Raw genomic sequence first — 9,878 nt, 5'->3', positions numbered from 1 at the left:
GACGCTTGTCGGAAGGACGGTTGCGCCGACACGCTCAGCGCCGTAGTGGGCGCCGAGGCCGCCGGTGAAGAGGCCGTAGCCGTAACTCACCTGCACCCGTCAGCCCCTCCCCCAATGGCGATATTCCCACGGTCCACTGCATCGGATTTACTCTCGTTTCTACTATCCGAGAAGCATGAGAATGGCTAGACGGAGCGCGGGAATCCCAGCACCGGGTCATAACCCTCTAGCATAAGAACGCTCGATCCCTCTAACCGCAGCCCCCCAGAGATCCAGCCCGAATAAACCTCCTTCCGCCCCCTACCACACCGTCCGGCACTGCCCGCCGCCGCGCTTCGCGAAGTACTGCTGGTGGTACTCCTCCGCCCGCCAGAACGTTCCCGCGGGCTCGATCGCGGTGACGATGGGGCGGCGGAACCTCCCCGATCGGTCCATCTCCTCCTTCGACGCCCGGGCCTCCGCCTCCTGCTCGTGGGTGTGGAAGAATATCACCGACCGGTACTGCGTCCCGATATCGGGCCCCTGCCGGTTCGGGGTGGTCGGGTCGTGGGCGTCCCAGAACGTTTCGAGGAGTTTGCTGTACGAGACCTTCTCCGGGTCGTAGGTCACCTGCACGACCTCGGCGTGCCCGGTCCTTCCCGTGCAGACGCCCTCATAGGTCGGGTTCTCGGCGGTGCCGCCCATGAACCCCACCGCGGTATCCACGACGCCCGGCACGCGCCGGAACGCCTCCTCGACGCCCCAGAAACACCCTGCGCCGAAGGTGGCGGTTTCGAGACTCTTCTCCGGTGCCATGACGGTCCGGCTCTTTTGCGGGTTCGTGGAAAAAGGTATCGACCCCCCCCGGGCATACCCTTATCTTGGGTCGGGGCCACGTACTCTCATGTTCTTTGAATCAGACGCCGTAGAGATGGTCGCCCGGCTGATGGCGCTCTCTGCCCGCACCGCCCCGAAGGCGAAGGGCAGCGACGTCATCAAGACGATGATCGTCACGGGCACTGAGTTGGAGCAGCTCGCCGGGGCGATGCGGGAGTACGGCGAGAAGCACGACGTGGGGTTCTTCATCAGGGACGCGGGCAACGTCGCGGCGAGCGACGCCTGCTTCCTCGTCGGGTCGCTCTTCGCCGATGCCGTGGGGCTCGACTGCGGCGGGTGCGGCTACGCCACCTGTGCGGAGATGCTCGACGCCCAGCGCGAGCTAACCCCCCCGGCCACGCCGTTCCGGGGCCCGAACTGCATCGTCCGGATGGCGGATCTCGGGATCGCCGTCGGTTCCGCGGCGAAGACCGCGAGCCTCCACAACGTCGACAATCGGGTGATGTACTCCGCCGGCGTCGGGGCGCTCTCGCTCGGATGGCTGGAAGGCTGCGGGGTAGCCTACGGCATCCCGCTCCGGGCAGCGGGAAAGGATATCTTCTTTGACCGTACACGCTGAAACGAAGTGACGAAATGGCTGTCATGAAGATCCGGGGCGGGGACCTCGACCTCGTCGAGTACGAGTTCACCTCCTTCTCCCCCGGCGAGAATATCCGCCCGTGCGGCCTCAAAAAGGACTACCGGCTCACCCCCGTATCCGGAACGGTCGTCGCCCGCGCCCCGGCGAGGATCCACCTCACCGTGCTTGACATGAACCGGTTCTCCCCAGATCACCCCGGGGGAGGCGGGATCGGGTTCGCCATCGGGGTCTACTGCACCGCCGAGGTCGAGTGCACGGATTCAGGGCTCGAGATCGACTACACCCGCGAACCGCTCCTCCGGCACTTCGCGGAGGCGTTCCGGCAGGTCGTCGGGTATGAGGGCGGTTTCAAGATCCGTGCCCGCGACCACCAGTACGAGCACGTCGGGCTCGGGTCGACGAGCACCATCCTGATCGCGGCCGCGAACGCCCTGAACACCGCCGTGGGCTCGCCGCTGACCTCCGATGAGCTCCGCCTCCTCCTCGGCTGCAACTTCGTCGAGGAGACGGAGGCCGGGAACGTCGCGTTCGGGTTCGAGACCGGTGTCGGGCCTGCCGCGAGCAGCCACGGCGGCATGGTGGTGATGGGCGACGAACTGGCGCTCATCTACCGGCACGCCTTCGGGATGGGCAAGAACGTCTATATCGCCATCCCGTCCTCCGACATCTCGTCGGCGGGGGAGAAGGAGTTCGACCTCCTGATGAACAAGGCCCGGACGCTCGACTACCGCGACCGCGAGCTGAAGTCCTACCTCGTCCTGATGGACCTCATCCCCGCGCTGGAGCGCGGCGATCTCCGGAAAGCCGGCGACGTCATCTGGGAGATCGAGTTCCGCGGCTCGAAACGCGCCGAGGTGGAGCATCACGGGTTCGAGATCTACCGCTACATGGCGGCGCTCCGGGACGCCGGCCTCGAGTTCGTCGGGATGAGTTCGGTCGGCCCGTCGATCGCGGTCATCACGGACCTCCCGGAGGAGGAGGTGACGGAGATCCTCGCGAAGGCAGGCCTCCGGGTCGCGATTGCTACCACGGTCGATAACGAGGGGCTGGAGGTTCACCTGGAAGAGCGGGCGTGAGGGGCGGGCCATCACTCCCAGAACCTCATTTTAGAACCTTAACGGCACGCTCTACTCGTCCTCTGCCAGAAGAGCCTTTACCTCGCCGGCGAGAACCGGGAGGTATCCCTCGACGATGCCCCAGACAACTTCGTCCGATACGTCCGCGTATCCGTGAATCAAGCGGTTTCTGAACGCGATGATCAGGGGTGCATTAGAGATCCTCTTCTGGAGAGCCGGTTCCTGTCGGAGGAGCTGGTTCAGGGCTTCACCGATGATCTCAAACTGCCGCTCTACCGCAGAGCGGAGCATGGGATCGGCATGATACTCCTCGTACGTCCTGCCGGCGGTGAACTGCGCGATATACTTCGCGGCCTCGGCAATATCGTAGAGATACTTCCGCGCCTCACGCGACGGCATAGATCTCCCTCGCGGTCTCTTCCACCGCCTGGCGGAAGATCGGGTTCCTTACCGCAGACAGCTCAACAAGATCGACCTCGCGCCCGAAGGCCCGGGCCAGGTCTTCGGCGAGACCGAAGTACGCCCGTGCATGCTCCACCGGGGTCATCGGCTCGAACTCGACGACGAAGTCGATGTCGCTTGCTGCCGGGTCGAACCGGTCCCCTGCCGCCGAACCGAAGATACCCAGTCGCCTCACGCGGTGACGTGCCGCGATGCCGGCGAGATCGGGGATCTTTTCGCGGATGATGGGGTGCATCGGACTCCTCTATGACGGTATTATCACTCCTGAGACATTAGCCCTTTCGGGTGAACCGTTCCAGCCCGGTCCCCCGGCTTCGGCATCAGCCCGATAACGGGCGCTGTACTCGTGGCGGGAGTTCTCCGGGGGCCAATTACTCGTTTATTTCCCGCCGCGCCTCGCACTGAAGAAAACGACACCAACCCCGATAATGAACATAATCGCCCCGGATGCCGCCCGGAACAGGGATCCGCCCACGATAGGTTCCCAATTCGCGTCATGGGGTGTCGGACGTTTGTGAGCCTCGTCATGAATGGGCGCAGCTGCAGGAAAAGGAGTATTGTTATCCGTACTGTCGCATCCCGTCATTGCCGGCATATACATCTGACGATCCGGTGCTCTTCTATAAACAGCCTTATCTTCATCTTGATTCAAAGAAAAATATGTACAATTCTAAAACAGGCGCCATACTGGCTCTTCTGTTCGTGGTGTTCATCACTGCAGCAGGATGTACTGCTCCCGGCTCCCAGCCCCCTGAAGAAGGAGAACCGGATTATCCAATAGATTCTCTGGTCCTGACAACAGTTGACAGAACCGTTCTTCCTGTCCCCGTCCCTTCGACGTCGCCTGCCCTGGATCCGGATCAGGTCGCGAACTTTTCAGAGTATGGATATGGGGTCTGGGAGTTCGGCGAGGGGCTGGATTATGAGAAGAGACTGGACCTCATGCCGGATGGATACACCCCTGGATCTGATACCGATGCAGAGAAACTTTTGACCTTCTTTGCCATGAGCGATATCCATATCACCGACAAAGAGTCTCCTGCTCAAGTGGTCTATTATGGCTATAAATGGGGTGTAATTTCTGGATACTCTCCGGCCATGCTGTATACCACCCATACCCTCGACGCAGCGGTCCAGACGGTGAACGCCCTTCACAAAGAGGATCCATTCGACTTCGGCATATCCCTTGGCGACGCAATCAACAGCGGCCAGTACAACGAACTGCAATGGTATATCGATGTGCTTGACGGCAGAATGGTCAACCCCGATTCGGGTGACAGGGACGATCCAATCCCCGGCCCTCTCAACGATTACCAGGACCAGTACAAAGCGGCAGGGCTTGATGAATCGATCAGATGGTATCAGGTTCTCGGCAATCACGATCACTTCTGGATGGGTCTCTTCCCTCCGGATGATCACGTCAACAGTGCCTTGACCGGTACCGCCGTACTCGAATTGGGTAATATCTTCTCCGACCCGCGCCAGTTGAAGAGCCGTGGCTTCTATATGGGAGCAATCGATGGTCGGACACCCTATGGTGACATTATCGGTGCAGGCCCCATCACCGACTTCCCTGATGGTCCCCCAACAGTCCCGGCCGATCAAAATCGCAGTTTCCTCTCGAGAACAGAGTGGATCGGTGGATTTTTAGACTCCTCTTCAAACCCTCAAGGACATGGATTCAACCAGTCCGATCGAACAACGGGATTTGCCTGTTATTCATTCGAACCGAGATCGGATGTTCCGATAAAGGTCATTGTGCTCGATGATACCCAGAGGGACGATGATCCCGGTGAAGGCAGTTCCGGGTTTGGTTCTATCGATCAGGAACGCTACGACTGGCTGGTACAGGAACTCGAGAGTGGTCAGGCTGAAGGAAAGCTCATGATCATCGCAGCCCACATCCCGATAGTCATCCAGGAGGATGAAGCCGGTCTGAGTTCGTTAATGAAATGGAGTGAGTACGCCGCGGTATCCGATGTTGATCTGATAGCCAAACTTCAGACCTATCCAAATCTCATGGCATGGATCTCGGGACATCGTCACCAGAATACCGTGATCCCTATCAAATCTCCGGATCCTGACCGCCCTGAACTCGGTTTCTGGCAGGTTGAAACCGCATCGCTGCGGGAGTTCCCCCAGCAGTTCCGGACCTTCGAGGTCGTCTATAACGACGACAATACCGTCTCAATCTTTACGACCAATGTTGATCCGGCGGTCAGAGACGGATCGCCCGCTGCCCAATCGCGGTCGTATGCTATCGCAGCCCAACAGATATTCCAATCTCCCGTAGAGATGAAACCGAGCGGTGCATATAACGCAGAGCTTGTTCTCCAGTTGACCCCGGAGATGCAGGAGATACTTCAGAAGACCAGAAGAGATCTCTAGGCAGGCGATCGCACTTTTACCGGGCCCGGTCTACCGGTGAGCCCTGACCTGCCACCCTTTTTCTCATACCGATCGAGCTGATTCCTCTTCCCGGATTCGAGATCTCTCACAGCCGGGGCCTTCCCCCGCTCAGATACTGTTCTTCCGCCAATCGTACTCCCCGCTCGCGATCCGCTCCATGACGGTCTCGCCGATGGCGGCAAGGCGGCTCCCGGCAAAATACCCCGAGGATACGCTCGCTCCCCCGACCGCCGAGAGGAGATGCACCCTCGCCCTCGCGACGCCGAAGAGCCGGGCGACCGGCCCTCTCGTTATCCGGACCATCTGCACCTTGTCGTAGTTCATCACGACCGTCTCGCGGTCGACGGCGCCGCTCACGAACGTGAAGAGGTCGGTGCCGGTACCGAACTCCGTGATCCGGTAGGAGACCGCGGTCGCGTAGAAGATCGCGAGGATGGCTGCTGTCGTCGCGAGCGGCAGCGCGTACGGGAGCACCGTGCCGGCTACCCCGGTCAGGGCCGCCGTCTCGCGGTAGAGGTAGATCGACGGGTAGGCCGCCGCCAGAACGAGCGCGAGAGAGGCCAGCGCGGCCCGGATCAGGAGGACGCTCCTCGCCCCCTCCGGCTGCCGCTCCCGGGCGTGCTCGGCCACGAACTCCGGCACCAGGTCTTCGAGAAGCCTCTGCTGCGTCGCATCGTCTTTTAAGAGGCAGAGGACGGGGCGGAGACTCTCCCCGCTCCCGGACGCGAGCCCCACCACCTCCGCCTCGATGCACGACCGGGAAAGGAGCCGGGCCGCGAGCGTCCGCTTTACCCGGACGGCGTTGATCCGCGAGACGTCAAACGACGTCTTATACGTCCTGATCAGGCCGTGCTCCAGGTATATCGTGTCGCCCCGGCGGTATACCCGGTAGTTGTAGTAATGGAATATCAGCGAGACCGACGGTGCCAGCTGGACGACGAAGAACATCAGCAGGGAGACCAGCGCCGTACCGCCCGCTCCCGCTCCCGTCACCGTGGAGACGTATACCTGAACGACGGAGTAGGCCAGGAACGCAAACCCAAAGACCGTCTGGTAGGTCGAGACGCTGAAGAGGCCGTGGACGATCACGTCCGCCGGGGAGAACGTGACCGGGGGTTCGGCCGGCTCGTCTTCCAAAACGGTCTCGTGGCCGTACAGCCGCTCTGCCATCCCGGCCCGTATCCCCTCCGCCACGTCCTCGCTAAACGTCAGGACGGCTTCCGGCACCGTGGCGCCGCTGCCCGAGTTGATGTTGACGAGCAGCCTCGACGTCCCGAAGACCCGATTCAGGATGCCCCGGTTGATGTTCACCGACGCAATCTTCGCGTAGGGGAGCGTCTTCTTCATCTTGAAGAGGGTGTTCCTCTCCACCACCACGTCCGTCTCGTTGAACTGGATGGTCGTCCGGCTCCACTGCCGGTAGTTGAAGAGCACCAGCCCGACGAAGAGGATCGCGAGCGTGGCCGGTACGGCACCCCTGGCGAGCTGCGTGGCGAGGACGGCCAGCACCACGATTGCGGAGATCGATCGCTCCACGATGATGCTCGGGTGGCACCGGATCTTCTCGCCATGACGGGTTGGGGTATCCGCAGCCGTCCCGGTGCCGGCTCCGGTCATTCGTCTGCAGCCCCCGGCCGGGGGGTGGGGGCCGCCGGCATCCTCTCCCGGAGCATCCTCCCGATCAGGTTGTTGAGCCGGTCGGCCACCGTCTCCGCCTCGTCAATCTCGAGGTACCTGATCTCCGCTTCGCCCCCTGCAGTGGTTATGGTGACGTCCGCAAGGCCGAGGATGTTGTTTATCGGGCCTCTCGCGATCTCCACCTGGTGCACCCGCTCGATCGGCACCAGGGTGTGGCGGATGAAGAGGACGCCGCAGCGCACGTCCACCCTGTCTTCGGTGATCCGGTAGCGGTACCGGGCGTAGAAGACCGGCGGGGCTGCAACTATGTAGACCAGGGCGATCCCGAGGACGACCAGGAACCCGTACCCGACAGGATCGGAGTAGGGCCCCAGGAATCCCTCTCCATAGGTCTTCGTGAGGATGTAGGCCGCGAGCAGAACCGCATACCACATGGCGTAGTCGATGTACATCGAGAGCATGCACTTCCGGTTCAGCCGCCGGTAACCGTCCGTGCCCGCCCCGGGTTCCGGCGATCCCTCGTCGGCCGGAGCCTGCCCGTTCACCGGGCCGGGAAACGACATGGTTATTCGTTGTCGTCCTGCTCACTTCAACCTATGTCGGGACGGCTTCTGTCCCCGCAACGCCGGGAACCCTCCGGTGGAAAAAAGATATCGGCCGACTTTAGAAGTCGGTCATGATGCGGAACTGGTCGATCTCTTCGGTGCTCAGTTCCTTGAGGAACTCTTCCGCTGCGTTCTGGATGTTCTTGCTCGCGGTGATGGCGCGGCCGACGACCAGGATATCGGCGCCCGCTTTGAGCGCGTCCTTCACGACATGCTGCCTGACGCCGCCTGCCGTCGCGACCAGCAGCCGCTCGCCGCCGGCCTTCTTGATCGCCGGGATGTCTCCCCAGGCGTAGGCGGTATCCTCGACGTCGATGCCGCGGTGGAGTTCCACGACGTCCGGCTTCACCTTCAGCTGCTCGATGACGGCGACGGGGTTCGCGACGTTGAGCATGTCGATGACCGTGTAGATGCCGGTCTTGCGGGTATCTTCGATCGCCTTCTCGATCGTCGAGATCGGCGCGAGACCGGAGATCACGACGGCGTCGGCGCCGGCATCGGCGGTCATCCGGGCCTCGAGGTTGCCGGTGTCGAGGGTTTTTAAGTCCGCAACGATGAACGCGTTCGGGCGGCGTTCGCGGATCTCGGAGATGATCGAGAGGCCGAACTTCTTGATCAGCGGCGTTCCGGCCTCGATGATCAGGTGGTCGTTCTGGGGCAGTTCGTCGAGAACCTTGTTCATGTGGTTCCTGTCGACGAGATCCATGGCGACCTGGAGGTACGGCGGGTTCCAGAGGCGCTGGACCTTGAATCCCATGACCGCGTGGGCCGCCCGGTCCTTCTCGTGCAGGAGCGTCTCGACGTCGGGGAACCGGTCGAGTGCCCGGCGGAGCGCGAGTTTCATCGCGCCGTAGTTGAACCGGTAGATCTTGTTGTAGTCCTCTGCGGTCGGGTGGACGAAGACGCTCGCCATGATGACGGTGTCCTCGATATCGACTCCCTCAAAGACGCCCTCCTCGACCGAGTCGGCGACGGCCTTCGCCACCGCGGCCTGGACGGGCCCGAACATCTGGTTCACCTGATACTCTTTCTTCAGGGTGACCTTCGGGATGATCAGCGTCGAGGGTTTCGTCGGCAGGTTCGGCCTGACGACCGCGAGGAGCGGGGTGTGGCCCCTGGAGAGCTGCGAGATGGAGTTCGCGAACGCCTGTCCTACCGCGCCCTCTTTGTTTCCGATTAACAGATCGATGTGCGCAAGTTCTGCGCCATCTCCAACCAGTGCTTCACCGATGAGATACATATGGATACCCTCAGATAGTGCTGAAATATTGGTGAGGCAGGTATTAAAGACCTCCCGGTCGGGGCGATACCCTTATCTCCAGAAGATCCGGCTCAGGAGACCGGGTGAAGGCGTCTCTCGCAGGACAGGGGTAGGTATAATCCGACCACGGTTCACTCACGCTCATGTCGGAACTTTTCGTCCTCCAGACGCCGGTCGTTGAACTCATCCTCCGGGCGACGGTGATCTACTTCTTCCTCCTGCTCGTCATGCGGCTCATCGGCAGGCACGAGTTCGGGCAGCTGACCCCCTTCGACCTGATCCTCCTCCTCATCATATCCGAGAGTACCGCGGAGGCGTTCACCGCGGGCGACGGCTCGCTCCTTGCAGCGCGTCGACGCTTCTCACCCTCTCGGTGCTCGTCTCCTTCGGGCAGTACAGGAGCAGGCGGTTTCGCAGCATCGTCTCGCCGGGGCCGCTCAAGAACGGCCGCGTGATCGAACGAAGCCTCAGGCGGGAACTGATGACCCACGACGACCTCATCGAACGGCTCGCACTCTTCGAGTGCTCGAGCTCCGGACGTCCCGTCCATCGCACTCCGCGCAAGAGGGATCGATGGGATTGAGACGGTGCGGGTCGCCTACATCGAGAGCGACGGCGACATATCGGCGCTGACGTACCGGGAGAGCGACCGGCACCGGGCGGCCGCGGCCGCAGAGGAGGAGAAGAAGTCGGAATGAACGTCGATACCCTGCGGTATCGGGTTAGAATCGTAAGAATGTGGGGTCGGTGAGATTTGAACTCACGATCGACGGGTCTCTCCGAACATGCATCAGTGCTCCAACGGGTCATCATCTTGTTATCAGGAGACCCATTGTTCATCACGTGCAAAGACCGCTGGAGCCCGTCGCCATTCCGGACTAGGCCACGACCCCCTTGCTCTCTATACCTTAGATGGCCATGCAGTATAAGGATTACGCTCGGAAAAAACCAGTAATCATATAACCGTACCC

General features: G+C 61.6%; 10 protein-coding genes and 1 tRNA gene. 4 read left to right on the top strand and 7 right to left on the bottom strand.

Features of this window, described 5'->3' with window-relative positions:
* Positions 1-300 precede the first annotated feature (300 nt).
* Entirely contained in the window at positions 301-795 is a 495-nt protein-coding gene (gene msrA, locus MCUHO_RS03045; protein WP_067073190.1) for a peptide-methionine (S)-S-oxide reductase MsrA, read from the bottom strand.
* Positions 796-883: 88 nt separating this feature from the next.
* Here msrA and MCUHO_RS03040 point away from each other — a divergent pair, with 88 nt between their 5' ends.
* Both MCUHO_RS03040 and MCUHO_RS03035 read left to right on the top strand, forming a co-directional pair.
* A complete protein-coding gene (locus MCUHO_RS03040) occupies positions 884-1,435 on the top strand; it encodes a ferredoxin domain-containing protein (RefSeq protein ID WP_067073188.1) in 552 nt (183 codons plus the stop codon).
* Positions 1,436-1,449: 14 nt separating this feature from the next.
* Complete coding sequence (locus MCUHO_RS03035; RefSeq protein ID WP_067073186.1) at positions 1,450-2,532, top strand: GHMP family kinase ATP-binding protein; 1,083 nt, start codon at positions 1,450-1,452, stop codon at positions 2,530-2,532.
* 51 nt (positions 2,533-2,583) lie between these two features.
* Here the strand turns inward: MCUHO_RS03035 and MCUHO_RS03030 are convergent, their stop codons facing one another.
* Both MCUHO_RS03030 and MCUHO_RS03025 read right to left on the bottom strand, forming a co-directional pair.
* Positions 2,584-2,931: a HepT-like ribonuclease domain-containing protein gene (locus tag MCUHO_RS03030; RefSeq protein ID WP_067073184.1), complete on the bottom strand. Its 348-nt coding sequence runs from the start codon at positions 2,929-2,931 to the stop codon at positions 2,584-2,586.
* Positions 2,918-3,229, bottom strand: a complete 312-nt coding sequence (locus MCUHO_RS03025) for a nucleotidyltransferase family protein (RefSeq protein ID WP_067073182.1) — start codon at positions 3,227-3,229, stop codon at positions 2,918-2,920. Before MCUHO_RS03025 ends, MCUHO_RS03030 begins: the two co-directional genes overlap by 14 nt.
* Before the next feature lie 377 nt (positions 3,230-3,606).
* On the opposite strand from MCUHO_RS03025, the gene MCUHO_RS03020 reads away from it, so the two are divergent.
* Positions 3,607-5,382, top strand: coding sequence for a TIGR03768 family metallophosphoesterase (locus MCUHO_RS03020; RefSeq protein ID WP_235808141.1), 1,776 nt, complete (start codon positions 3,607-3,609; stop codon positions 5,380-5,382).
* Between the two features lie 129 nt (positions 5,383-5,511).
* Here MCUHO_RS03020 and MCUHO_RS03015 read toward each other — a convergent pair whose 3' ends face one another.
* The 3 genes from MCUHO_RS03015 to MCUHO_RS03005 all read right to left on the bottom strand — a co-directional run bounded on the left by MCUHO_RS03015 (position 5,512) and on the right by MCUHO_RS03005 (position 8,886).
* Entirely contained in the window at positions 5,512-7,020 is a 1,509-nt protein-coding gene (locus MCUHO_RS03015; protein WP_067073179.1) for a PH domain-containing protein, read from the bottom strand.
* The gene (locus MCUHO_RS03010; RefSeq protein WP_067073178.1) at positions 7,017-7,604 is read right to left on the bottom strand and encodes a PH domain-containing protein; all 588 of its coding nucleotides are present in this window, start codon (positions 7,602-7,604) and stop codon (positions 7,017-7,019) included. Before MCUHO_RS03010 ends, MCUHO_RS03015 begins: the two co-directional genes overlap by 4 nt.
* Before the next feature lie 100 nt (positions 7,605-7,704).
* The gene (locus MCUHO_RS03005) at positions 7,705-8,886 is read right to left on the bottom strand and encodes a bifunctional 5,6,7,8-tetrahydromethanopterin hydro-lyase/3-hexulose-6-phosphate synthase (protein WP_067073177.1); all 1,182 of its coding nucleotides are present in this window, start codon (positions 8,884-8,886) and stop codon (positions 7,705-7,707) included.
* Positions 8,887-9,050: 164 nt separating this feature from the next.
* On the opposite strand from MCUHO_RS03005, the gene MCUHO_RS03000 reads away from it, so the two are divergent.
* Complete coding sequence (locus tag MCUHO_RS03000; RefSeq protein WP_067073176.1) at positions 9,051-9,362, top strand: DUF421 domain-containing protein; 312 nt, start codon at positions 9,051-9,053, stop codon at positions 9,360-9,362.
* A gap of 284 nt (positions 9,363-9,646) precedes the next feature.
* Here MCUHO_RS03000 and MCUHO_RS12575 read toward each other — a convergent pair.
* Positions 9,647-9,800 (bottom strand) — tRNA-Trp (locus tag MCUHO_RS12575).
* Positions 9,801-9,878 lie beyond the last annotated feature (78 nt).

This window comes from Methanoculleus horonobensis (genome assembly GCF_001602375.1).
GTDB lineage: Archaea > Halobacteriota > Methanomicrobia > Methanomicrobiales > Methanoculleaceae > Methanoculleus > Methanoculleus horonobensis.
This window is presented reverse-complemented; position numbering and strand designations above follow the sequence as displayed.

Coding starts and splice junctions, on each gene's coding strand:
- msrA (WP_067073190.1), bottom strand. CDS start 795: ATGGCACCGGAGAAGAGTCTCGAAACCGCCACCTTCGGCGCAGGGTGT.
- MCUHO_RS03040 (WP_067073188.1), top strand. CDS start 884: ATGTTCTTTGAATCAGACGCCGTAGAGATGGTCGCCCGGCTGATGGCG.
- MCUHO_RS03035 (WP_067073186.1), top strand. CDS start 1,450: ATGGCTGTCATGAAGATCCGGGGCGGGGACCTCGACCTCGTCGAGTAC.
- MCUHO_RS03030 (WP_067073184.1), bottom strand. CDS start 2,931: ATGCCGTCGCGTGAGGCGCGGAAGTATCTCTACGATATTGCCGAGGCC.
- MCUHO_RS03025 (WP_067073182.1), bottom strand. CDS start 3,229: ATGCACCCCATCATCCGCGAAAAGATCCCCGATCTCGCCGGCATCGCG.
- MCUHO_RS03015 (WP_067073179.1), bottom strand. CDS start 7,020: ATGACCGGAGCCGGCACCGGGACGGCTGCGGATACCCCAACCCGTCAT.
- MCUHO_RS03010 (WP_067073178.1), bottom strand. CDS start 7,604: ATGTCGTTTCCCGGCCCGGTGAACGGGCAGGCTCCGGCCGACGAGGGA.
- MCUHO_RS03005 (WP_067073177.1), bottom strand. CDS start 8,886: ATGTATCTCATCGGTGAAGCACTGGTTGGAGATGGCGCAGAACTTGCG.
- MCUHO_RS03000 (WP_067073176.1), top strand. CDS start 9,051: ATGTCGGAACTTTTCGTCCTCCAGACGCCGGTCGTTGAACTCATCCTC.